This is a genomic window from Kitasatospora sp. NPDC101176 (assembly GCF_044768035.1).
GTDB lineage: Bacteria > Actinomycetota > Actinomycetes > Streptomycetales > Streptomycetaceae > Kitasatospora.
This window is the reverse complement of record NZ_JBIWPA010000029.1, coordinates 18,158-40,772: the sequence shown is the minus strand read 5'-3', so window position 1 is coordinate 40,772 and position 22,615 is coordinate 18,158. Positions and strand designations below refer to the sequence as shown.

18 protein-coding genes, 1 pseudogene and 1 riboswitch are annotated in these 22,615 nt (G+C 76.2%); of the genes and pseudogenes, 13 read left to right on the top strand and 6 right to left on the bottom strand.

All coding sequences use genetic code 11. From position 1 onward, the window contains the following. Window positions 1–50: 50 nt before the first annotated feature. Window positions 51–1,388, bottom strand: coding sequence for a glycosyltransferase 87 family protein (locus ACIRS1_RS30065; protein ID WP_402845184.1), 1,338 nt, complete (start codon window positions 1,386–1,388; stop codon window positions 51–53). Between the two features lie 195 nt (window positions 1,389–1,583). On the opposite strand from ACIRS1_RS30065, the gene ACIRS1_RS30060 reads away from it, so the two are divergent. Together ACIRS1_RS30060 and ACIRS1_RS30055 are read left to right on the top strand one after the other, a co-directional pair. Then, entirely contained in the window at window positions 1,584–2,699 is a 1,116-nt protein-coding gene (locus ACIRS1_RS30060) for a molybdopterin-dependent oxidoreductase (protein WP_387903130.1), read from the top strand. Then, entirely contained in the window at window positions 2,696–3,130 is a 435-nt protein-coding gene (locus ACIRS1_RS30055) for a hypothetical protein (RefSeq protein WP_402845182.1), read from the top strand. The genes ACIRS1_RS30060 and ACIRS1_RS30055 overlap by 4 nt, the downstream gene beginning before the upstream one ends. On the opposite strand, the gene ACIRS1_RS30050 is transcribed toward ACIRS1_RS30055, so the two are convergent. After that, window positions 3,096–3,953, bottom strand: coding sequence for an S-methyl-5'-thioadenosine phosphorylase (locus tag ACIRS1_RS30050; RefSeq protein ID WP_402845180.1), 858 nt, complete (start codon window positions 3,951–3,953; stop codon window positions 3,096–3,098). The genes ACIRS1_RS30055 and ACIRS1_RS30050 overlap by 35 nt on opposite strands. A 342-nt stretch (window positions 3,954–4,295) precedes the next feature. Here ACIRS1_RS30050 and ACIRS1_RS30045 point away from each other — a divergent pair, with 342 nt between their 5' ends. The 5 genes from ACIRS1_RS30045 to ACIRS1_RS30025 all read left to right on the top strand — a co-directional run bounded on the left by ACIRS1_RS30045 (window position 4,296) and on the right by ACIRS1_RS30025 (window position 8,692). Further along, the gene (locus ACIRS1_RS30045; protein WP_360221128.1) at window positions 4,296–4,514 is read left to right on the top strand and encodes a DUF6480 family protein; all 219 of its coding nucleotides are present in this window, start codon (window positions 4,296–4,298) and stop codon (window positions 4,512–4,514) included. 74 nt (window positions 4,515–4,588) lie between these two features. Next, complete coding sequence (locus ACIRS1_RS30040; RefSeq protein ID WP_402845178.1) at window positions 4,589–6,196, top strand: molybdopterin-dependent oxidoreductase; 1,608 nt, start codon at window positions 4,589–4,591, stop codon at window positions 6,194–6,196. Between the two features lie 101 nt (window positions 6,197–6,297). Beyond that, window positions 6,298–6,921, top strand: a complete 624-nt coding sequence (locus tag ACIRS1_RS30035) for a serine aminopeptidase domain-containing protein (protein ID WP_402845176.1) — start codon at window positions 6,298–6,300, stop codon at window positions 6,919–6,921. A 109-nt stretch (window positions 6,922–7,030) separates the two neighbouring features. Then, window positions 7,031–7,999: an SDR family NAD(P)-dependent oxidoreductase gene (locus tag ACIRS1_RS30030; RefSeq protein ID WP_402845174.1), complete on the top strand. Its 969-nt coding sequence runs from the start codon at window positions 7,031–7,033 to the stop codon at window positions 7,997–7,999. A 72-nt stretch (window positions 8,000–8,071) separates the two neighbouring features. Then, window positions 8,072–8,692, top strand: coding sequence for an L-threonylcarbamoyladenylate synthase (locus ACIRS1_RS30025; RefSeq protein WP_402845173.1), 621 nt, complete (start codon window positions 8,072–8,074; stop codon window positions 8,690–8,692). A gap of 43 nt (window positions 8,693–8,735) precedes the next feature. Here the strand turns inward: ACIRS1_RS30025 and ACIRS1_RS30020 are convergent, their stop codons facing one another. Then, the gene (locus tag ACIRS1_RS30020) at window positions 8,736–9,644 is read right to left on the bottom strand and encodes a hypothetical protein (RefSeq protein ID WP_402845171.1); all 909 of its coding nucleotides are present in this window, start codon (window positions 9,642–9,644) and stop codon (window positions 8,736–8,738) included. Window positions 9,645–9,918: 274 nt separating this feature from the next. Beyond that, entirely contained in the window at window positions 9,919–12,234 is a 2,316-nt protein-coding gene (metE, locus tag ACIRS1_RS30015) for a 5-methyltetrahydropteroyltriglutamate--homocysteine S-methyltransferase (RefSeq protein WP_402845170.1), read from the bottom strand. 178 nt (window positions 12,235–12,412) lie between these two features. Beyond that, a riboswitch (cobalamin riboswitch) is annotated at window positions 12,413–12,616 on the bottom strand. 422 nt (window positions 12,617–13,038) lie between these two features. Here metE and ACIRS1_RS30010 point away from each other — a divergent pair. The 5 genes and pseudogenes from ACIRS1_RS30010 (at window position 13,039) to ACIRS1_RS29990 (ending at window position 19,381) form a co-directional block, all read left to right on the top strand. Next, window positions 13,039–14,469: a condensation domain-containing protein gene (locus ACIRS1_RS30010; protein WP_402845168.1), complete on the top strand. Its 1,431-nt coding sequence runs from the start codon at window positions 13,039–13,041 to the stop codon at window positions 14,467–14,469. 181 nt (window positions 14,470–14,650) lie between these two features. Further along, entirely contained in the window at window positions 14,651–15,970 is a 1,320-nt protein-coding gene (locus tag ACIRS1_RS30005) for a lipase family protein (protein ID WP_402845166.1), read from the top strand. A 262-nt stretch (window positions 15,971–16,232) separates the two neighbouring features. Beyond that, window positions 16,233–18,317: a HelD family protein gene (locus ACIRS1_RS30000; protein WP_402845164.1), complete on the top strand. Its 2,085-nt coding sequence runs from the start codon at window positions 16,233–16,235 to the stop codon at window positions 18,315–18,317. Window positions 18,318–18,492: 175 nt separating this feature from the next. After that, window positions 18,493–18,945: pseudogene (locus ACIRS1_RS29995) on the top strand (AAA family ATPase); the annotation flags it as partial. A 229-nt stretch (window positions 18,946–19,174) separates the two neighbouring features. Beyond that, the gene (locus ACIRS1_RS29990; protein ID WP_402845280.1) at window positions 19,175–19,381 is read left to right on the top strand and encodes a response regulator transcription factor; all 207 of its coding nucleotides are present in this window, start codon (window positions 19,175–19,177) and stop codon (window positions 19,379–19,381) included. A 34-nt stretch (window positions 19,382–19,415) separates the two neighbouring features. Here the strand turns inward: ACIRS1_RS29990 and ACIRS1_RS29985 are convergent, their stop codons facing one another. Beyond that, window positions 19,416–20,360 carry a GNAT family N-acetyltransferase gene (locus ACIRS1_RS29985; RefSeq protein WP_402845162.1) on the bottom strand — a complete coding sequence of 315 codons (945 nt, stop codon included), beginning with the start codon at window positions 20,358–20,360 and terminating at the stop codon, window positions 19,416–19,418. A 146-nt stretch (window positions 20,361–20,506) separates the two neighbouring features. Further along, window positions 20,507–21,721, bottom strand: coding sequence for an erythromycin esterase family protein (locus ACIRS1_RS29980; RefSeq protein ID WP_402845161.1), 1,215 nt, complete (start codon window positions 21,719–21,721; stop codon window positions 20,507–20,509). 59 nt (window positions 21,722–21,780) lie between these two features. Here ACIRS1_RS29980 and ACIRS1_RS29975 point away from each other — a divergent pair, with 59 nt between their 5' ends. Next, the gene (locus ACIRS1_RS29975) at window positions 21,781–22,545 is read left to right on the top strand and encodes a TioE family transcriptional regulator (RefSeq protein ID WP_402845279.1); all 765 of its coding nucleotides are present in this window, start codon (window positions 21,781–21,783) and stop codon (window positions 22,543–22,545) included. Window positions 22,546–22,615 lie beyond the last annotated feature (70 nt).

Here is a 22,615-nt window from a genome sequence, read left to right as displayed (position 1 = left end):
CAGGCGGGGGACGAAACCGCCAGGCCCGGCACCGGGACGTCAGACTTCCGTCACTTCTCGGCGCCCACCGCCACGGCCGGCCGTGCCCCGCGGCGCTGCCGCAGCAGCGGGACGAGGAGGACGACGCACAGCGCCGCCCCGTAGGAGAGCTGCTGCGCCGCCTGGCCGCCGGCGAGGTAGAGCGCCTGCCCGGCGGCCGGGACGGCCAGCCACTCCCAGCGGCCGTCGAGGGCGACCAGGCCGACCACGAGCAGCCCGTACCACGGGTAGGAGGGCGCGACCAGCAGCAGCGCGGTGCCCGTCACCAGGAGCGCGCCGGCCCACGGCCGGTGCGGGTCGCCCCGGAGCAGGACCCGGACCACCACGGCCGCGAGGACCAGCGCCGCCGCCCACGGCGCGAGGCCGTCGGACAGCACCAGCCGGAGCAGCCCGAAGCGGTCGATGTGCCCCTGCTCGTAGCCCTCCTCCCGCAGGTAGCCCGGCAGGTAGCCCAGCACGGAGGTGCCGGAGGCCAGGACGTACGGCAGGTAGGCCAGGGCGAAGGCGCCGAGGGCGGATCCGGCGAGCAGGACGTCGCCGCGGGTCGGGCGCCTGGCCAGGAGACCGGACAGCGCGCCGGGCAGGGCGAGGGCCGGCAGCAGCTTGGCCGCGACCGCACCGCCGAGCAGGAGCCCGCCGCGCACGGCCCGCCCGCGCGCCGCGCAGGCGAGCCCGCCGACCGTGAGCAGCACGCCGAGCGTGTCCACGTGCGCGTCGTTGACGGCCCACACCGTCACTCCGGGGAACCACCCCCAGAGTGCGGCCTGCCACTTCTCCCGCCCGACCGCCAGCAGGAGCCCGGTGGTCGCCACCGCCAGCACCGCGCCGCCGGCCTGCACGCCGCGGACCCCGCCGCCGAAGGGGTGCAGCGCGAGAAACCACGCCTGGGCCACCGGCGGGTAGACGGTGTGCACGGCCGGCCGGTTGATCCGGGTGCAGTCCCCCGCCGTGGTGCGCCGCTCGTCCCAGCCCGTACAGCCGTCGCCGACCGGGAAGAGCCCCGGGTCGCGCAGCGGGGCCAGCGCCGGATCGTCCGGCGTGCGGGCGTAGGGCGAGATCCCGGCGGCCTGGACCCGGCCGTCCCAGACGTAGCGGTAGGCGTCGTCGCTGCTGCGCGGCGGCGCCAGCAGCCCGACGGCGGCCACGGCGACGCCCCCGGCCAGGACCAGCGGCACGACCTGGGCGGCGGGCACCCTGCGCAGCGTCAGCACGGCGGCGGCGAAGAGGGCGAGGTCGAGGAGGTACCAGCCGGGCCGCGGGAGGGCGGCGGCGCCGGTGACGGTCAGCGCCAGGGCGGTGACCAGGGCGGCGAGGGCGAGGAGGCAGGGCGGGAGGGTACGGGGGATCACGCCAGCCACCCTCCCACCGGGCCGCCGCTGCGAGACCGGTGGCGAGGCCGCCGTTCGAAACACGTAAGCACGTCGGACCACCGGTCGGGCGCTGCGGGGCGCTTCGATGGACGGGTGGACACCGAACCCGCCGACTCCGGCACCCCGGCCCCCCGCCGCCGCTACGACCCGCCGCTGCCCGCTCCCCCGGCGTTCCTGCGCCGCGGGCCCTTCCGCGACGGGGCGTTCAGCTCTCCGCTGCACGAACCGCGGACGGTGGTCGTCGTCGGCCGCTGGCTGGGCGCCGCCCTCCTGGTCTGCTTCCTGACCGGTCTGACCAGCCATCTGCTCCAGGACCCGCCCGGGTGGCTCGCGCCGCACCTGCCCGCGCGGCCGGTGAACGGCTACCGGGTCACCCAGGGGCTGCACGTGATCAGTGGTCTGGCCGCGATCCCGCTGGTCGGTGCGAAGCTCTGGGCGGTCTACCCGCGGCTCTTCGAGTGGCCGCCGGCGCGCAGCGTGCTGCACGCCCTGGAGCGGCTCGGCATCGCCGTCCTGGTGGCGGCCGTCCTGCTGGAGCTGTTCACCGGCCTGCTGAACACCCTGCAGTGGTACCCGTGGCCGTTCCCGTTCCGACAGACCCACTTCTGGCTGGGCTGGCTGGCCACCGGCGGGCTGCTGGTGCACCTCGCGGTCAAGGCGCCGCTGATCGCCGCCGTCTGGTGGCGCCGGGCCGCTCCGGCCCTGGCGCAGCGCCGGGCGTTCCTGGCCGCGACCACCGCCGCCGCCGGTGTGGTGACCCTGGTGACCGCCGGTCAGAGCGTGCCCTGGCTGCGCTCCCTGGACCTGCTGGCCCCGCGCCGCCCCGACATCGGCCCGCAGGGCCTGCCGGTGAACCGCACCGCCGCCCAGGCCGGCACCGTCACCGTGCCCGCGGACTGGCGGCTGCGGGTGGACGGGCCGCAGCCGTTCGAGCTCACCCTCGCCGAGCTCGGCGAACTCCCCCAGCACTCGGCCGAGTTGCCGATCTCCTGCGTGGAGGGCTGGAGCGCGGCGGCCCGGTGGACGGGGGTCCGGATGGCCGACCTGGTCCGACGGGCCGGCGCTCCGCCCGGTTCGGCGGTACGGGTCACCTCGCTGGAGGCCGACGGGCCGTACCGGGTGATGGAGATGCCCGCACCGTACGTCGACGATCCGCTCAGCCTGCTCGCCCTGCGGGTCGACGGCGAGGTCCTGGCCGCGGACCACGGCTTCCCCGCCCGCGTCATCGCGCCGAACCGGCCCGGCGTCCTGCAGACCAAGTGGGTCACCCGCATCGAGGTGATCGCATGACCGCCGCCCTGCGCGCCCTGCTGCTGGCCGCCGGCCTCGCCGTGATCGGCTACGGCCTCTCCGGGCTGCTCGCAGACCCGTACATCACCGACCCGCTGGACGTCGCGGTCTGGGGGATCGGCGGGCTGGTGCTCCACGACGGGCTGTGGGTGCCGCTGGTCTGCCTGCTGGGCGCGTTCGCGGTCCGCGGGCCGGTGCTGCGCGGCTGGCTGGTCGTCGCGGCGGCCGTCACCGCCGTCGGCCTGCCCGCCGTGCTGCGCGCCGACGACGACCACGGCAACCCGTCGGTGCTGCCGCTGCCGTACCTGCGCAACGGGCTGCTGGTGCTGGCCGCCACCGTCGGCGTCGCGCTGCTGGTCGCGCTCGTCGGGCGGTGGCGGCGCCGCGGCCGGGCCGTCAGGCGCCCGGCACCCCGGGCAGACCGGTCGTGAGACCGTCCAGGGCGTGACCGCACGGGCACTCCCGGACCACCGGGAGGCCCTCCAGCGCCTTGAACAGCACGGTGCGCAGCCGGTCGACGTTGCGGGCGAACACCGCCAGCACCTCGCCGTGGGTGACGCCCTCGCCGCTCTCCACACCGGCGTCGAGGTCCGTGACCAGGGCCACCGAGGTGTAGCAGAGCCCGAGTTCACGGGCCAGGACGGCCTCCGGGTGCCCGGTCATGCCGACCACCGACCACCCGTTGGCGGTGAACCACCGGGACTCCGCGCGGGTGGAGAAGCGCGGACCCTCGATCACCACCAGCGTGCCGCCGTCGACCGGCTCCCAGGCGGCCTCCCGGGCGGCCTCCATCGCCGCCCGCCGCCCCGCCGGGCAGTACGGGTCGGCCACCGACACGTGCACCACCTCGGGCACCGTGCCGTCCGGCAGCGGCAGCCCGTCGTAGAACGTCTGCACCCGCCCGGAGGTCCGGTCCACGAACTGGTCGGGCACCAGCAGGGTGCCCGGCCCGTATTCCGGTCGCAGGCCGCCCACCGCGCAGGGCGCCAGCACCTGCCGCACGCCCAGGGAGTGCAGCGCCCACAGGTTGGCGCGGTAGTCGATGCGGTGCGGGGGGAGCCGGTGGCCGCGCCCGTGCCGGGGCAGGAAGGCCACCCGGCGGCCGGCCACCTCCCCCACGAACAGCGAGTCGCTCGGTTCGCCGTACGGGGTGGCCACCCGCACCTCGGTCACGTCCTCCAGCAGCTCGTAGAGCCCGGAGCCGCCGATCACGCCCAGCTCGGCCGTGGGCAGGGCGTTCTGGTCGACCGTCATCCCGGTCCACCTCTCTTCGTCGTGTCTTTCTCGGGAACAACCTCCCGGCCACTGTAGGAACGGACGGGGGCGGGGGCGGGGCACCGGACCTTACGACTCACGAACGTCCGGCGCGGCGACGACCCGCCCCCGCCCCCCGGGGTGCCGCCCGCCCCACCGCCCGGAGCAGCACCGCCGGTGGCCTCCCCCGCGCGCTGCGGAAGCGCTGCGGTGTGGCGGCCGGGGCCAGGGCGGCGCACGATCGAGTCAGGCGCCCGGCCTTCCCGGTGACCCGCGACCGCGGGCCCGCCCGGACCCGGCGGTCGGCGCCGAACAGGGCCCCCGAGCGCCCGGGAGGAAACGATGAGCACCACCCATGCCGCCACACCGCCGCTGCGCCCGGCCGCCGCACCGCGACCGACCGAGACGCCCGAGTGCGAGGGCTCGACGTCCGCGGGCATCTCGACGCCGGAAGCCGTCGAACTGCACACCGCCTGGCCCGGCTGGATCCCGCTGCTCGTCATCGCCGTGCTGGTGATCTGCTGCGTCGGCTTCGCGGTGGGGCGCATCGCGGGCTGGTGAGGCGGCCGGTGCACAGCCCGGCCCCCGCGCGGCCGCCCACCCATCCGCCGCCCCGGGTGCCCCGAATCCCGGGCGTGAGCAACCACCCCTCCCAGCCCCCTCCGCACCCCCGACCGCACCGCGCCCGCCTGCTGCGGGCCGGCGCGGCCGCGACGGCCGGGCTGGCCGCGGCCACCGCCGCCCTCGGAGCCGGCGAGCTGCTCGCCGCCCTCACCGGCCCGGACACGGCGCCCGTCATCGCCGTCGGCTCGACGGCGATCGACCTGACGCCCACCCCGCTCAAGGAGTACGCCGTCCGGACCTTCGGCACCGACGACAAGCCGGTCCTACTCGGCGGGATCCTGCTGACCACGGCCCTGCTCGCCGCCCTCGCCGGACTGCTGGCCACCCGCCGCCCGGCGTACGGCGCCGGGGTCTTCGGCGTCTTCGCCCTCGCCGGCGCCTGGGCCGCGCTGTCCCGCCCGGACGCGCACCCGGCGGCTGCCGCGCCCGCCTTGGCGGCGGGTCTGGTCGGCGCGGCCGCCGTGCTCGCGCTGGCGCGCCTGCTGCGGACCACCGGGCCCACGTCGGTGACCGTCGCCGCGGCGGCCGTACCCGCCGGGCGAGCGGGGAGCAGCCGCCGGACCGTCCTGGCCGCCACCGGCGGCACGATCGTGGCCGGCGCACTCGCCGGCGTCGGCGGCCGCACGCTGTCGGACCGCCGCACCGACGTCGCCGCGGCCCGGGACGCCGTCCGCATCCCGCCCGCCGCGAACCCGCTGCCGCCGCCCCCGGCCGCACTGCGGCCCAAGGTCGCGGGCCTGTCCCCGTTCGTCACCCCGAACGCCGACTTCTACCGGGTGGACACCGCCCTCACCCTCCCCCGCATCGACCCGCGGCAGTGGGCCCTGCGGATCCACGGCATGGTCGACCACCCGCTCCTGCTGACCTTCGACGACCTGCTGCACGAGCCGCTGGAGGAGCTGGACCACACGCTGTCCTGCGTCTCCAACGAGGTCGGCGGGCCCTACGTCGGCACCACCCGCTGGCTGGGCGCGTCCCTGCCCGTCCTGCTGCGCCGGGCCGGCGTGCGGCCCGGCGCGGACCAGCTGGTCGGCCGCTCCCAGGACGGGATGACGATCGGCACCCCGCTGGAGTCGGTCCTCGACGGCCGGCGCGCGCTGCTGGCGGTCGCGATGAACGGCGAGGCGCTGCCCGTCGCCCACGGCTTCCCCTGCCGCAGCATCGTCCCGGGCTTCTACGGCTACGCCTCCGCCACCAAGTGGCTCGTCGACCTCGACGTCACCACCTTCGCCGCGTTCGACCCGTACTGGGTACGCCGCGGCTGGGACCGCACCGGAGCCGTCCGGACGGCCGCGCGGATCGAGGTGCCGGCGCCGTTCGCCCGCGTCCCGGCGGGCGAGGTCACGGTGGCCGGCACCGCCTGGGCGACCCACCGGGGCGTCGCCGCCGTCGAGGTCCGCGTCGACGGCGGCCCCTGGCGGCAGGCCCTGCTCGCCGCCGACGGCGGCCCCGACCTGTGGCGGCAGTGGAGCCACACCTGGGCCGGCGCCACGCCCGGCACCCACCGGATCGAGGCCCGGGCCACCGACGCCACCGGCGCCGTCCAGACCGAGGAGCGGGCCGCCCCCTTCCCGGCGGGCGCCACCGGCTGGCACAGCACCGTCGTCACGGTCACCTGAGCGGGCCCGGCATGCCCACGAACCCCGCGCCCCCGGACCGCGTGCCCCCGGACCCCTCGCCTCCGGACCCCTTGCCCCCGGACCCCGAGGAGCGTCCGGCCGTGCTGCTCGTCCTGCCCGGGGGCCGCGCCGAGAGCCTCGACCCACCGCCCAGACTGGGCCTGGCCAGGCTCCGGATGCGGGTGTTCGCCGCGGCCGTGCGCCGCCGCGTCGGCGACACCGCGCTCACCACGGCCGAGGTGCACTACCGCCACCGCGGCTGGAACGGCCCGCGGGCGCACCCGGTCGCCGACGCCCGCGCGGCCGTGCGGGAGCTGGTCGCGCACGCGCCCGACGTCCGGATCGTCCTCCTCGGCCACTCGATGGGCGGCCGGGCCGCCCTCGCCGCCGCCGACGAGCCCCAGGTGGTGGGCACGGTGCTCCTGGCGCCGTGGTGCGAGCCCGTGGACGGGGTGGAGCACCTGCGCGGCCGACGGATCGTCGTCCTCCACGACCCGGCGGACCGGGTCACCAGCGCCCGCAAGTCCCGCGCCTTCGCCACCCGGGCCGCGCGGGCCGGCGCGGACGTCCGCTACCTCGACGTGCCGCGCGGCGGCCACGCCATGCTCGCCGGGGCCGGGGGCTGGCACCGCCTCGCGGCCTCGGCCGTCACGGCGCTGCTGGCCGCGGGGCCGCTGCCCGGCGCGCCCCCGGACGCGCCCGCACCCGGCCTGACACCCGGCTGACCGCGCCGACGGTGACCTGTCGGCGATCTGTGAGCGGCCGCGCCGAGGCTTGGCGCACCCACTCCCCGTGGGGACACCGCCGGTCCTTCGAACGCCCAGGAGCCACCCCATGCCGTCCGTACCCCTGCCGTGGAACGTGCACCGACTGCCCCGCGCCGACGGGCAGGTCGTCCTGGTCACCGGCGGCAACGCCGGGATCGGGTACTTCATCGCGGAGCAGCTGGCCACCACCGGAGCCACCGTCGTGCTCGGCAGCCGGAGTCCGGCGCGCGCCGAGGCCGCCCGGGCCGTGATCGGCGACCGCGTGCCGGGCGCCCGGGTCCGCACGCTGCGGCTGGACCTCGCCGATCTCCCGTCGCTGCGCACCGTGCCGGACGCCCTCGGGTCGCCCCGCCTCGACGCGGTGGTCCTCAACGCCGGGGTCGCGCTCGACGATCCGCCGCGGGTGGAGACCGCGGCCGGCCACGAGCTGATGTTCGGCACCAACCACCTCGGGCACTTCGCGCTGACCGGGTGGCTGATGCCGCTCCTGGCAGCCGCCCCGGCGGCCCGCGTGGTGACCATCGGCAGCTTCGCGGCGAAGTCCGAACACCTGGACCTCGCCGACCCGCAGTCCCGGCGGGACTACGTGCCCAAGCGGGCCTACGCGCGGTCCAAGCTGGCGCAGATGCACGCCGGCCTCGAACTCGACCGCCGTCTGCGCGCGGCCGGCAGCACGGTGGCGAGCGTGCTGGCCCACCCCGGCGGGGCCCTGGACTCGCTCACCCCGGCACGCCCGCCCGTGCACGCCCGGACGCCCGGCACCGCACTGCGCGGGGCGCCCGCCGCCGTCCTCCTCCAGGGCAAGCACGCCGGCGCCTGGCCCGCCGTGCGGGCGGTCCTCGACCCGGCGGTGCGCGGCGGCCAGCTGTGGGGCCCGCGGGTCGCCGGCCTGCGCGGCAGGCCCCGGCCGGAACCGCTCTGGCGCACCCTCACGGACACCGCCGTCGCGGCGCACCTGTGGGACCTCAGCCGCGACCTGACCGGCGCCGACCCCGCCGCCGACCCCGCCGCCGGCCCGCTCCGGCACCCACGGTGACCCGGGGCCGCGGCCGGTCCGCACCGCGGGGCTGCGCGCGGCGGGGCGGGCGGATCCCGTAGGGTCGGGCGAATGGCGAAGTACTTCGACGTGCATCCAGAGACCCCGCAGGCCCGCACCATCGGCACCGTGGCCGACAGTCTCCGCGCGGGGGCCCTCATCGCGTACCCGACGGACTCCTGTTTCGCCCTGGGCTGCGCCATGGGCAACCACGAGGGCCTGGAACGGATCCGCTCCATCCGGCGGCTCGACGACCGCCACCACTTCACCCTGATGTGCGAGAACTTCGCCCAGCTCGGGCAGTTCGTCCACATCGACAACGCCGTCTTCCGCGCCGTCAAGGCGGCGACGCCCGGCAGCTACACCTTCATCCTCCCGGCCACCAGGGAGGTGCCCCGCCGGCTGATGCACCCCAAGAAGAAGACCGTCGGGGTCAGGATCCCCGACCACGCCGTCACCCGCGCCCTGCTCGCCGAACTCGGCGAACCGCTCCTGTCCAGCACGCTCCTGCTGCCCGGCGACGCCGAACCCATGACCCAGGGCTGGGAGATCAAGGAGCGCCTCGACCACGTGCTCGACGCCGTCGTCGACTCCGGCGACTGCGGCACCGAGCCCACCACCGTGGTCGACTTCTCGGACGGGACGCCGCAGATCGTCCGTCAGGGCGCCGGGGACCCGGCGCGGTTCGAGTAGCACCCGCGCGACGGCGCCCCCGGACGCGGACCCGACGGCCCGTTCAGTGCTTCCGCGTCAGACGGCCCAGGATGCTCGGACCGCGGGTCGTCTGCCAGCGTGACCGCGCCTGGCGGATCACCGTGTCCCACTCCTGGCGGACCTCGTTGTCCGGGGGGCGCTCGCCGCGGCCGATCCGGTCGAGCTCCTCCTGCACCTCCCGTCCGAGCGCCGCCGAGGACACGGTCACGAACATGGCCCCGAACAGGGCGGAGAGCATCGCGAACACCGCCCCGATCGCCCCGTAGCGGTTCGTGGAGGAGTTGAACAGGTACGGCAGGTAGACGCTCATGGCCACCGAGTAGCCGGCCAGCAGGGCCGCCCCGATGAAGCCGAACGGCATCAGGTCGCCCCTGCTGATCCGGGCGGCGGACAGCAGCCGGCCGCTCCAGAGGAGGAAGACCGCCGTCACCGGGGCCACCAGGAGGGACGCGCCCAGCTCCAGCGTCCTGCGGCCGAGGACGGCGTGGACCCAGCCGCTCAGCAGCGCGTACCCGGCCAGCAGGGCGATCCACTTCAGGCCGTTCACCGTGTTGCGCACGCTCAGGGGCTGCAGCTCCCAGCCCTGCTCGAAGAGCCGCTGGGCGGCCCGCGCGAAGCTCAGCGCCGAGACGAGCAGGAAGGCGAGGCCGAAGAGCCCCACGCTGCTCCAGCCGCCCGACGAGGAGAGGATGTGGCGGACGGCTTCGGCGCCGTCCTGGGTGAGGGCGTAGCGGTCGATGACGCGTTCGGCGACGTCCTTGCCACCCAGCCGGACCACGAGGGAGCTGCAGACGATGGCCAGCGGCACCAGCGCGGTCAGCGCGGCGGAGGCCAGGGCCATCGAGCGGTCGAAGCCCACGAGCCGCTGGAACCGGCCGAACACGCGCAGCGCGAACGCCGGGCGGAGCCAGAAGGTCGCCGTCCGCAGCACGGTCTCGCGGGTGATCCGTGTCGTGTGACCCTCCGGGGTGGCGGCGACGAGGTGTCGTCGGGGGAGCGGGTGAGGTCGGCGGGGTGCGCCCGCGGGCCCTCCGGTCCGCGCGGCGGCACCCCGCCGGGGCCATCCTGCCGCCCCGGATCCCGATCGGCCCCGGCAACCCGCCGCACGGGCGTGGCCGTCGGTCGCCGTCACCCGTCCGTCCCGACCGCGCCGGAGTCCCCGCACCGGGGCGGGCGACGGGCCCGCCCCGGTGCGGGGCCGTGGCTCAGCCGGCGAGTTCGTCCCGGAGGCGGCGGGCCGCGCCGACCAGCCTGTCCAGCGAGGCGCGGGTCTCCGGCCAGCCGCGGGTCTTCAGGCCGCAGTCGGGGTTGACCCAGAGGCGCTCGGCCGGGATCGCCGCCAGCCCGGCGCGCAGCAGTTCCACGGCCTCCTCGGTGCCGGGCACCCGCGGGGAGTGGATGTCCCAGACGCCCGGGCCGACCTCGCGGGGGTAGCCGGCGGCGGCGAGCTCACCGGCGACCTGCATGTGGGAGCGGGTGGCCTCCAGGGAGATCACGTCCGCGTCGAGGTCGTCGATGGCCGTCATGACGGCGCCGAACTCGGCATAGCACATGTGGGTGTGGACCTGGGTGTCGGCGCGCACCCCGGAGGTGGCGAGGCGGAACGCCTCGGTGGCCCAGGCCAGGTACGCCGGGCGGTCGGCGGCCCGCAGCGGGAGGGTCTCGCGCAGGGCGGGCTCGTCGACCTGGACGACGGCGGCGCCGGCGGCCTCCAGGTCGACGACCTCGTCGCGCAGGGCGAGGGCGACCTGCCGGGCGGTGTCGGCGAGCGGCTGGTCGTCGCGGACGAAGGACCAGGCGAGCATGGTGACCGGGCCGGTGAGCATGCCCTTGACCGGGCGGTCGGTGAGGCCCTGGGCGTAGCGGAACCAGTCGACGGTCATCGGGTGCGGCCGGGAGATGTCCCCGGCGAGCACCGGCGGGCGCACGTAGCGGGTGCCGTAGGACTGCACCCAGCCGTGCCGGGTGGCGAGGTAGCCGGTGAGCTGTTCGGCGAAGTACTGGACCATGTCGTTGCGTTCGGGCTCGCCGTGGACGAGGACGTCGAGGCCGGCCTTCTCCTGGAAGGCGATGACCTCACGGACCTCGGCCTCGATGCGCCCGCGGTAGCCGTCGGCGTCGATCCGCCCGGCGGCGAGGTCCGCGCGGGCGGTGCGCAGCTCGGTGGTCTGCGGGAAGGAGCCGATCGTCGTGGTGGGCAGCAACGGCAGTCCGAGGCGGGCGCGTTGGGCCTCGGCGCGCTGCGGGTAGGCCTGCGGGCGGCGGGCGTCGGCCGCGGTGACGGCGGCGGCCCGGGCGCGGACGGCCGGGTCCCGGGTGATCGGGGAGCCGGCGCGCGAGGCGAGGTCGGCGCGGTTGGCGGCGAGGTCGGCGGCGATCGCGCCGGTGCCCTCGCGCAGGCCTCGGGCGAGCAGGGCGGTCTCGGCCGTCTTCTGCCTGGCGAAGGCGAGCCAGCGGGCGATCTGCGGGTCCAGGTCCCGTTCGGCGGTGGCGTCGAGGGGGACGTGCAGCAGCGAGCAGGAGGTGGCGACGTCGACGCCGCCGGCGAGGCCGAGCAGGGTGGCCAGGGTGGCGAGCGACTTCTCCAGGTCGTTGATCCAGATGTTGCGCCCGTCGACCACGCCGGCGACGAGCCGCTTGCCGGGCAGCCCGCCGACGGCGGCGAGGTCGTCCAGGTTGGCGGCGGCGGGGCCGGTGAAGTCCAGGGCGAGGCCTTCGACCGGGGCTGCGGCGAGCACCGGCAGGGCCGCGCCGAGGCGGTCGAAGTAGCTCGCGACGAGCAGCCTGGGCCGGCTGGTGAGGGCGCCCAGCTCACGGTAGGCGCGGGCGGCGGCGTTCAGCTCGGCCGGGGTGCGGTCCTGGACGAGCGCGGGTTCGTCCAGCTGCACCCACTGCGCGCCGGCCGCCTGCAGTTCGGCGAGCAGGCGCGCGTAGACGGGCAGCAGCCGGTCGAGCAGGGTGATCGGCTGGAAGTCCTCGGCGACGCCGGGGGCGGGCTTGGCGAGCAGCAGGTAGGTGACGGGGCCGACCAGCACCGGGCGGGCGTCGTGACCGAGGCCGAGGGCCTCGCGCAGCTGCGCGACCTGGTGGTCCGGGTCGGCGGTGAAGACGGTGTCGGGGCCGAGTTCGGGCACCAGGTAGTGGTAGTTGGTGTCGAACCACTTGGTCATCTCCAGCGGAGCGACCTCCTGGGTGCCGCGCGCCATGGCGAAGTACCCGTCGAGGGGGTCGGCGTCGACCGCGGCGCGGTGGCGGGCGGGGACGGCGCCGACGGCGACGGTGGTGTCCAGCACGTGGTCGTAGAGCGAGAAGTCGCCCGTGGGGACTTCGTGGACGCCGGCCTCGGCGAGCTGCAGCCAGTTCTCCCGGCGCAGGTCGGCGGCGGTGGCGAGCAGGGCGTCGGCGGTGACCGCGCCCTTCCAGTACCCCTCGACCGCCTTCTTGAGCTCCCGGTCGCGGCCCTGGCGGGGGTAGCCGTGGGTGGTGGCGCGGGTTGCCGCGGCTGCGGACTTCGTCGTCAAGGGACTCTCCTTCGCGAGTCTGTCTCCTCTGGTCCCCGGGGACGGGACGAGGGTGCGAAGGGGTGCCCGACCGGGCGCGGCCGCGGGCGCAGGGATGCGCCGGACCCGCCTGGTGTGCACGCCGACCCGCCCACGAGGTCACCGGGATGTCCGCGCGCGATCGGTCGCGTGCGGGCAGTGGCAGGTCTTCGGACTCGCGGGCGCGGCTGCCCTGGTCAGGGCGGTCACCTACTGGCCGTCGCTTCCCAGGCCCGTCCGGGCCCAGTGCGTATGACGGCGGTCGTTCCCACTCACCGCTGCGGGGCAGTCCCGGAATGGCCACGTGAATGGCGTCACCGGGTTCCCTCTTGCGACGCGCCTGCCTGGCGGACAGGGCGAACCAGCTGCCCGGCCAGCCTAGTGCGAACCCGCGGCCGGGGGCGCGGAAATCCCACCACGTGTCCACGGGGTGAGACGTGGCCGGTCCCCCGACGGCACCGGCCGTCGCGGCGGCCGTGGAATCCGCCCACCGCGACGGGCCCGACCGCACTCCGACGCGGCGCTCGACCCGCCGTTCGACCGCGGGTCCCCGCAGCTCCGGCGTGCGCTCGTACGCCGACGGCCCGGCCGTGAGGGGATCCGGCGGGCCGAGCCCGGTCCGCGGACCCGCCGGAGGGCACGGCCCCGGCGGCCGGTCACCGTCACCCGAACGGCGGCTGCCCGTATCCGAGCGCCGGGCCGTCGCGTTGGTACGGCACCAGCTGGTGGGCCGACATCCGACCGCTCTGGTACCACCCGACGACGACAGCGGCAGAAGAGGGCGACATGCTCCAGATCTCAGTCGAGGACTCCGAGATCGGCCCGGGCGAGGCCCACCGGTGGCACCTGGTCCCGTTGACCGGCGGCGACCCCGCCCCGCGCCGGATGACCGGTTACAACCAGGCGAAACATTTCACCGTGGCCCAGCACGCCCAGAGCGTCGACGAGCCGATCCGCTCCTACGTCGCGGCCAGCTTCGAACTGGGGGGCCCGGTCGACCTGGACGCGCTGGCGGCCGCGCTGCTCCACCTGGTGCGGCGTCACGAGGTGCTCCGGGCGGTCTACCAGCCGCTGGGCGGGGACCTCGGCTGCGAGGTCCTGTCGCCCGGGGAGGTGGCCCTCAAGCACGTCTACGCCGGCCCGTTGGAGACGCCCGCGGAGGTCGACCGCCACCTCCACGACGCGTTCAAGGAGGTGGACACACTCTCCTGGCCGCTGATCACCATGGGCGCGGTGGTGCGGCCGGAGTCGACCACCGTCTGGTTCTCCTGCGACCACCTGGTCACCGACGGCCTCTCCAGCGCGATCGCCGTCAACGACATCACCACGGCCTACCGGAGCCTCACCGCGGCCGGAACCGCCACCGGAACCGCTGCCGGACCCGAGGCCGACCGGGTCCGCCCGGCCCGCACCGACGACGCGGCCCAACAGCCCGGCAGCTACCTGGAGTTCAGCCGCGGCCAGCGCCGGGCCAACCGCGCCATGCGCGCCGACGACGCGCGGCTGGACTACTGGCGGGCGTTCCGCGACCGCAACGGCGGCCTCTTCCCCCGCTTCCCGCTCGACCTCGGCGTCCGGCCCGGCCGGCTGTACGCGCCGACCGCCGGCACCGAGCGCCTGCTCAGCGCCCGCCAGGTCGAGGCCTTCGGCACCGCCTGCCGGGCCCGCGGCGGGCGGCTGTCGATGGGGCTGCTCGCCGGGCTGGCGATCGCCCTGCGGCAGGAGGGCGGGCCCGAGGTCTACCGCGGCCTGGTGCCGGTCAACGAACGCGGCCGGGGCGTCTACGCGGAGTCGATGGGGTGGTTCATCAACACCCTGCCGATCGAGTTCCCGGTCGGGCCGCGGGCGGGCTTCGGCGAGGTGCTGACCGCCGCCCAGGACGCCTACGGGCAGCTGCAGGCCCACGCCGGGGTGCACTTCGTGAAGGCCTGGCGGCTGCTCGCCCCCGCCGAGTACGCGCGGCTGCACTACTGGCCGCACGCGGTGAACTTCTACTCCTACATCGACTTCCGCCGGCTGCCCGGTGCCGACCGGCACGCCGCCCAGCGGGCCCGCCTGCACGTCTGGGTCTCGGGCTGCAACGGACTGCTGCAGTGGCTGCACCGCACCGACGACGGTCTGTTCGTCAACACCATCCACGTCGACACCCCGCAGGCCCGGGCCACCAACCGGGCCCTGCTGGACGGCTTCACCCGCGTGCTCACCGACGCCTCCTGACGCACCGGCACGCCCGCTCCGGGCCCCGCCCCTCCGCCCCTCCGCCCCTCCGCCCCTCCGGCCCGCCACCGACGGGCCGGTCCGCCATCCGGCCGCAGCGATTGCCCCGCCCTCCGCACCGAGTGAGCATCGTCACATCAGGTGACGCGGCGTCACCCTGTGCAGCGAGAGGAATCGACGAATGAGGGCATGGCTTCGAGCCGGCGCGGTGGCCGCTCTGCTCACCCTGGTGTCCGCGGGGCAACCGGCCGCGGCCGCGGGCGGCGCGTGGGGGCGCGGCGACGACCACGGCGGCGACACCGCCCGGTGCGCACCGGGCGTCCCGCTCGGTCCGGACGGCCCGGACTTCTACGAGCCGCCGTCCCCGCTGCCGGACGGCCCGCACGGCACCCTGATCTGGGCCCGGCAGGTCCCCGCCCCGGAGCACGCGCACGCCTGCCGGATCCTGTACCGCTCCACCCTCCACGACGGGGCCGCCGTGGCGGTGTCCGGCCTGGTGGTCTGGCCCGACGGCCCCTCCTCCCCCCGCGGCGGGCGCAACGTGGTGGCCTGGGCGCACGGCACCGTCGGCGGCCCCCGCCAGTGCGCGCCCTCGGCCGCACCGGACCCGGCGGTCGACCTGATCGACTACTTCAGCTACCAGAGCCCGTACTCGATCGACGTCGGCATCCCGGCGCTGACCGGCTTCCTGGCCGCCGGCGACGTCGTGGTCGCCACCGACTACCAGGGGCTGGGCACCCCCGGCGTGCACCAGTACGTGGTGGGCGCGACGGAGACCCGCAACGTGCTGGACTCCGTCCTCGCCGTCCGCCGGATCCGGGAGGCGCACGCGGGCAGCCAGACGGCCGTCCTCGGCTGGTCGCAGGGCGGCGGCGCCGGGCTGTTCGTCGGCCAGGACGCCTCCGGGTACGCCCGGGGGATCGACCTCGTCGGGGTCGCCGCGCTGGCCCCCGCCGCCGACATCGGGCCTGAGCTCGAAGGACAGGTGCTGCCCGGCCCCCGCAGCGACTCCTCCGAGTCCCACAACGCGGCCCTGCGGATCAACCTCTACCGCGGCTTCCTCGCCGCCTACCCGGAGCTGCAGGCGTCCGGGGTCCTCAAGCCGGCCGGGATCGAGGCCCTCCAGGGCGACGCCACCGCCTGCATCGAGCACTTCGCCGACGTCATCCAGAACAACGTGGGCGACACGCACCAGCTGGACACGCTGTTCCAGCCGATCAGGGACGTCCCCGGGTCCTGGCGCGACCGCTTCCACGAGAACACGCCCGGCTACACCACCGGCCTCGCACCGATCCTGGTGATGCAGGGCACCGACGACACCGTGATCAACCCGCACTCCACCGAGCAGTACGTCAGGCGCGCCTGCGGCTTCTCCCAGCCGGTCGAGTACACGACCTACCAGGGCGCCACCCACAACACCGTGCCCTTCGTCGCCCAGCAGGAGTACCTGAGCTGGATCGCCGACCGGTTCGCCCACCGGCCGGCCCCCGGCAACTGCTGACCCGCCCCTCCCCCGCCCCCTGACCGAGGTGCCCCGGCCCGTCGCGCCGGGGCACCCGGCCGTTCGCGGCGCCGCCCGGACCCGCCCGCCGCCCGCCCGACGAGGCCTCGCGAACGCCTGCCCACGGGCCGTCCGCCGGGCCCCGGGGCCATACACCGGCTGGTCCGGTCAACGTTTACATTTCCGGAAACGGTCTGCATAGTGACGCGTCGACACAGTGACGGATCGACAGATCCGCAGGTCGAGCGGGGAGGACCCTTTCTTGTCCCAGATCAACGAGGCCGGCGCGCGCGAGGTGGAACGCGAGCGGGCCGCGGTCGCCGTCATAGCCGGGCTGTTCGACGAACGGCTCGCCGGCACCCGGGAGGAGCTGGCGCGCGTGCTCGCCTCGACGTCCGACGGCGCGGGCGAGGTGTACGAGCGGGAGGTGGCGGCCGGGCGCCTGGCGACGGAGGTCCGCCGGCTGGAGGGGGCCGAGGGCGGGCTGGTCTTCGGCCGGATCGACCTGGCGGACGGCACCGTCCTGCGGATCGGACGGCTGGGTCTGCACCGGGACACCGACGAGCTGCCGGTGCTGGTGGACTGGCGGGCCGAGGCCGCGCGGCCCTTCTACGAGGCGACGCCCGTCCACCCCATGCGCCTGCGCCGGCGCCGCCACCTGCGGACGGCGGACCGCACCGTGGTCGGGGTGAGCGACGAACTGCTCGACGGCTCCGAGCCCACCGCCCACGACGTGGTCGGCGACGGCCCGCTGACGGCCGCGCTCCAGGAGCGGCGGACGGGCCGGATGGGGACGGCGGTCGCCACCCTGCAGGCCGAACAGGACACCATCGTCCGCTCGCCGCACCGCGGGGTCACGGTCGTGCAGGGCGGCCCGGGCACCGGGAAGACGGTGGTGGCGCTGCACCGCGCCGCGTACGTGCTGTACGCCTTCCCGAAGGCGGCCGAGCGCGGCGTGCTGGTGCTCGGGCCGAACGCGCGGTTCCTGGACTACATCGGCCAGGTGCTGCCCTCGCTCGGCGAGAACGACGTCGTCCTGGCGACCTGCGAGGAGCTGGCCGGCGTCGTACCCGGCGCGGCGGACGCCTTCGAGGCGGCGCGGCTGAAGGGCGGCGCCGAACTCGCCGACGCGCTGGCCGCCCTGGTCCGCGCCCGGCAGGCCCCGGCCGACGGCTTCGAGGTCCGGGTCGGGCAGGAGTGGATCCGGCTGCCGGACGGCGACGTCGCCCAGGCCCGGCAGGCGGCGCGGGCCGGCGGCCGCGCGCACAACCCGGCGCGCCGGCTGTTCAAGGAGCTGCTGGTCGACGCCCTGGTGCGGGAGCTCGCCCGCAGCAGCGCCGACGCCCTGGAGCAGATCGACGCCGAGGTCGCGCAGCTGACCGGCCTCGACCTCGACCGGGTCGCGGCGGCGGACCTGCGCCGCCTCGGCGTCGACGCCGCGCCCACCACCGGCGCCGACGAGTTCGACGCCGACGCCGTGCGCGCCGAGCTGCTGGAGGACGCCGCGCTCGACCGCGCCGTCGAGGAGCTCTGGCCGCGGCTGACGCCCAGCGGGGTGGTCGACGCCCTGCTGGCGGGCGACGACGGGGCGGCCGGGCACCTGCCCGGATTCACCGACGACCAGTGGGCCCTGCTGCGGCGGGCGCCCGACGCGCCCTGGACGGACGCCGACGTGCCGCTCCTCGACGAGGCCGCGAGCCTGGTCGACGGGCCGCCCGCGCGGGTCTTCGGCCACGTCGTCGTGGACGAGGCGCAGGAACTCACCGCCATGCAGTGGCGGATGGTGGTGCGCCGCTGCCCGGGCAGGTCGATGACCCTGGTCGGGGACTTCGCCCAGGCCGGGCCGGCCACGACGGCCCGGGACTGGCACGAGGCCCTCGGCCCGCACCTCGGCCCGCGCTTCGACCTGCGCACCCTGACCGTCAGCTACCGCACCACTCAGGAGATCCTCGCCGGCACGGAGGAACTGCTCGCCCGGATCGCCCCGGACCAGCCGGCGATCCGCTCCATCCGGCACGGTGAGACGCCCCGCACCCTCGCCACCGCACCCGGGTCGCTCGTCGCCGACCTGCTGCGGGAGCTGCGGGCGCAGCACGCCGCGCACCCCGGCGAGCTGGTCGGCGTGGTCTGCGCCGACGGCCGGGCGGAGCAGCTCGCGGCCGCGGGCGTCGAGCGGCACGCCGTCCTGGTCCCGGCCTCGCAGGCGCGCGGCCTGGAGTTCGACGCCGCCGTCGTCGTCGACCCGGACGGGATCACCGCCGCCCGCCCGGGCGGTGAGCGCGACCTCTACGTCGCACTCACCCGGGCCACCAAGCGGCTGTGCACGGTCACCGTGCCGTCGGCCTGAGAGCCGCGGCCTGGGCCCCGCCGACCGCGCGCCGCGGGGCCCGGTCGGCGCGGCGGCGCCCGCCGGCCGATCGCCCACGACGGACGGCCCCCGACCTGCGAGGACGGCCCCGTCGGCCCGATGAGAGGATCCCCCGGGAACAGGGACGCCCGGACCACGGAACAGGGGGCACAGCGTGCGGGGGCGGGACACCGAACGTGGCCGGATCGAGCAGCTGCTCGCGGGTGCCCGGCAGGGCACCAGCGGCGTCCTGCTGCTGCACGGCGAGGCCGGCATCGGCAAGACCGCGCTGCTCGACCACGCCGCCGGGCGGGCGGACGGCCTGCGGGTGCTGCGCGTCGAGGGCATCGAGTCCGAGATGGAACTCGCCTACGGCGGCCTGCACCAGCTGTTCCTGCCCGTCCTGGACCTCGTGGACGCCCTGCCCGCGCCCCGGGCCGCCGCCCTGCGGGCGGTCCTCGGGCTGAGCGGAGACGGCGTGCGCGACCGCTTCACCGTCGGTCTGGCGGTGCTGGCCCTGCTCGCGGAGGCAGCGGCCGACGGTCCGCTGCTCTGCCTGGTCGACGACGCGCAGTGGCTCGACCAGCCCTCCGTCGACATGCTGACCTTCGCCGCGCGCCGGCTGCGGGCGGAGGGCGTCGTGATGCTCTTCGCCGTCCGTGACGGCGCACCCGGCGCGACCGTCCGGGGGTTGCCCGCGCTGCTCGTCGAGGCCCTCGGCCGGGAGGCCGCCGCCGAGCTGCTGCCCGGGCTCCCGCCGTACGTCGCCGAGCGGGTCATCGAGGAGTCCGGCGGCAACCCGCTGGCCCTGATCGAGCTGGCGGCCGCGCTCGGGCGCCGCGGGCGGGGAGACCGTCCTGACCGTCCGCCACGACGGGCCGCTCGGGCTGCTGAGCCCGCAGGAGCGCGAGGTCGTCCGGCTGGCGGCCACCGGGGCCGGCAACCGGGAGATCGCCGCGCAGCTGTTCCTGAGCCCCCGCACCGTCGGGCACCACCTGTACCGGGCGTTCCCCAAGCTGGGCGTCGGTTCGCGGACCGAACTCGCCGCCCTGCTGGCCCGGTGAACCCGGGATCCGTCGTCGCGTCCGCGGACAGGTCCTACGCCTCCGGCGCGGAGTAGATCATCCGGGTCTGGGCGACCCGGTAGCCGGCCCGGGCGAAGGCCGCGGCCATCGGGGCGTTGTCGGTGTCCGTGGTGGCCGTGATCAGCTCGGCGCCCGCCGCCGCCTGCACCCTCGTGATCTCCGCCAGGATGTCGTCCACGTACCCGTGTCCGCGCAGCTCGGGGACGACGCCCAGGTAGCCGACGTTGCGGTTGTACGGCGTTGCCGACGGCAGGGCCAGCCCGGCGACCGCGCCGTCGGGGGTGCGGGCCAGCCGCCACCAGGAGCGCTCGCCCGGGCAGCTCAGGTAGAAGTCCACCTCCTCCCGGGCGGCCGCCTCGGCCCCCATGCTCGCCACGTTGCGGCGCGTCTCGCCGTCCAGGCTGCCCACCGCGATCCGCCGGAAGACGTCGAGGAACTCCTCGTCCGTGCCCTCGGTGAAGCCCAGCCGGCCGCCGGAGGCCGGCAGCCCGGCGTCGGGGGTCCACTCCAGGCGCAGCCGCTCCACCCGGTCGGTCAGCCCGGCGGCCAGCGCGGCCTCCTGCCGCCAGGTCAGGGCGGCGACGGCCGCCGGGTCCTCGCGCCAGCCGGTCGGCAGCGTGAGGTTGTACAGCGGGGGCTTGGCCGCGCCCTGCCCGGCGAAGGCCCGCAGGCTGGCCTCGACCAGGGCGGCGCCCACCGCCGCGCGGTCCGGCACCGACGGGTCGACGTGCAGGCAGTCCAGCGCGATCGGGTGCTCGCTGGAGGCCTGCCCCCACCACAGGGCACGGGCCACGATCCGCCCCTCGCCGTCCTCCGCGACCCACGTCCACTCGGGCCGGTACATGCCCTCCCTGAGTTCCTCGAGGTAGCGGTCGGCGGCGATCCAGCCGACGGGCTCGTCGACCGTCACGGCGGTGATCAGGTCGAGGTCGGCGGTGGTGGTGGGACGGAACGTCATGCGGGGCCCGTTTCTGCTGCTGCGTGGGTGACGTCGTCGACGGTATGCGGGCCACCCCGTGACCGGCATCGGTCATCGCGACGTAATGTCACCGGTCACCTGGCCCCTGACCTCTGGGCCAGGGGTCAGGGGTCAGGGGTCAGGCCTCAGGCGTCCGCCGGAACCTGCCGGACGTCGCGGACGAAGACGAGGGCGTCGGTGTCCGCGAGATGGGTCGGGTCGAACGGCGCGTAGCCGAACCAGGGGGACGTCCGGGGTACCGGTCCCGGATCGCCGAGGGCGGTGGTCAGGCGGGCGGCGCCCGCCACGCAGCGGTCTCCGGGCAGCGCGTACAGGAGGCCTTCGAGGGTGTCGTCGGGCGGGGTGTCCACGCCCCGGTGACGGATCGTGCCGAGGGCGGTGGCCACGACGGCGTACTCCGCGCCGAGCCGGGCACTGACCAGCGCACCGGCGCTCCACCACTCCACCGGGCCCTGCCACATCCGCATCGAGCTCTTCCGCCGCTGGAGGTGGGAGTTGTGGGCGTGGACGAGGACCGGGCCCCGGTCGGCGAGGGCGAGGAGGTTCTCGGCCATCATCAGGTCGCGCTGGGCGCACAGCCGGCTCATCCGGGCTGGCGACGGGTCGGCCATCGCGTGGTGGTAGCGGAGCAGGCCGGTGGCGGTGCGTGCGTGCAGGCGGGCCCGTTCCACCTCCTCCGGCGAGGTCGCGGCGAGCAGGTGCGGCGCCTGCGCGTCGAGCAGCGCCCCCAGGTCGTCGGCGAGCAGCCGGAGCCGGTCGGCCTCGGCCGACCGGCCGGTGGACCGGGCCGGGTCCGTCATGGCGGCGGGTTCGGTCCACCGGCCGTCGGGCCCGAGCAGGCGGTCGAGCGTCTCCGCCGTGCACGGGAGCAGCTCCGCGTCGAGGTGCGCCGCGAGGTGGCCGTGCAGCGCGGTGAGGGCCTGTCGGGGGCTCGCGGCGGCGGCGATCTCCAGCGGGCCGTCGAACCCGGCGAAACGGACCCGGTCGGCGGCGGGCCGGCCGTCGTTGTGGGCGCGCATCCAGCGCACCAGCTCGCGGTTGCCCGCGAGGGCGCCCCACTCGTGGCTGAAGCCGTGCTCCATGACCTCGTCCAGGGTGCCGGTGCCCCCGGTGACGTGGTCGTCCACCAGCCGGCCCGCGAGGCAGTCGCTCTCGATCGCGATCGTCCGGTACCCCTCCTGCTCGACGAGCTGCCGGAAGAGCTCGTTGCGCAGGTCGAGCAGCGCGTCCTCGCCGTGGGTGGGCTCGCCCAGGGCGAGCAGCCGCGGCCGGGCGGGGAGCAGCCCCAGGACGGCGGCGGCATCGACGGCGTGCACGGCGTTCTTGATGTCGGTGGCCATGGCTTCAACGCTATCGTTGAAGCCTCGGTTGAGACTTCTCGGTGAGATCGGCCAGGTGGATGGGCTCCAACCCTCAAAGCGGCGATCGGCTGCGGCCGGTCGATCTGGCGCGTGCGCACGGGCTGTCGACGCAGGCGGTCAGGAACTACGAGGAGGCCGGCATCCTCCCGGCCGCCGGTCGCACGCCCACCGGCTACCGCACCTACACCGGGCTGCACGCGCAGGCCCTGCGCGCCTTCCTCGCCCTGGTGCCCGGGCACGGCCACCGGACGGCTGCGGCGATCATGCGGGCCGTGAACGAGGGCGGCGCCGACGAGGCGCTGCGTCTCGTCGACGAGAGCCACGCCCAGCTCCTCGAGGACCGCCGGACCCTTGAGGCGGTGGAGAGCGCCCTCCGCCGCCTGGGCCCCCTCGCGGCAGAACCCGGGGCAGAACCCGGGGCAGAACCCGGGGCGGGGCCGGGCCGGGTGTCCGGACCCGACTCCACGTTCATCGGGCCGCTGGCCGGCCGGCTCGGGATCCGGCCCGCGACCCTGCGCGCCTGGGAGCGCGCCGGGCTGGTGCGCCCGCGCCGCGACCCGCAGACCGGGTACCGCGTCTACCGCGAGGCCGACGTCCGGGACGCCCGGCTGGCCCACCAACTCCGGCGCGGCGGCTACCTGCTGGAGCAGATCGCCCCGCTGATCGCCCAGGTGCGGGCGGCCGGCGGGCTGGAGCCGCTGGAGGCCGCCCTGCACGACTGGCGCGAGCGGCTGTCCGCCCGCGGGCGGGCGCTGCTGTCCGGCGCCGCCGAACTGTCGGCGTACCTCCGGGCGCACGGCTGAGGGGACGCACGGCTGGGGCCCGGCTCGCGGGCGCCCGGGCCGGTCTCCGCGCCGACGCGAAGGGCGCCCT

Excerpts from the sequence above, each read along its gene's own strand:
- ACIRS1_RS30055 (WP_402845182.1), top strand. The coding sequence starts at position 2,696 with ATGACCGCCGCCCTGCGCGCCCTGCTGCTGGCCGCCGGCCTCGCCGTG.
- ACIRS1_RS30050 (WP_402845180.1), bottom strand. The coding sequence starts at position 3,953 with ATGACGGTCGACCAGAACGCCCTGCCCACGGCCGAGCTGGGCGTGATC.
- ACIRS1_RS30045 (WP_360221128.1), top strand. The coding sequence starts at position 4,296 with ATGAGCACCACCCATGCCGCCACACCGCCGCTGCGCCCGGCCGCCGCA.
- ACIRS1_RS30030 (WP_402845174.1), top strand. The coding sequence starts at position 7,031 with ATGCCGTCCGTACCCCTGCCGTGGAACGTGCACCGACTGCCCCGCGCC.
- ACIRS1_RS30025 (WP_402845173.1), top strand. The coding sequence starts at position 8,072 with ATGGCGAAGTACTTCGACGTGCATCCAGAGACCCCGCAGGCCCGCACC.
- ACIRS1_RS30010 (WP_402845168.1), top strand. The coding sequence starts at position 13,039 with ATGCTCCAGATCTCAGTCGAGGACTCCGAGATCGGCCCGGGCGAGGCC.
- ACIRS1_RS30005 (WP_402845166.1), top strand. The coding sequence starts at position 14,651 with ATGAGGGCATGGCTTCGAGCCGGCGCGGTGGCCGCTCTGCTCACCCTG.
- ACIRS1_RS29985 (WP_402845162.1), bottom strand. The coding sequence starts at position 20,360 with ATGACGTTCCGTCCCACCACCACCGCCGACCTCGACCTGATCACCGCC.
- ACIRS1_RS29980 (WP_402845161.1), bottom strand. The coding sequence starts at position 21,721 with ATGGCCACCGACATCAAGAACGCCGTGCACGCCGTCGATGCCGCCGCC.
- ACIRS1_RS29975 (WP_402845279.1), top strand. The coding sequence starts at position 21,781 with ATGGGCTCCAACCCTCAAAGCGGCGATCGGCTGCGGCCGGTCGATCTG.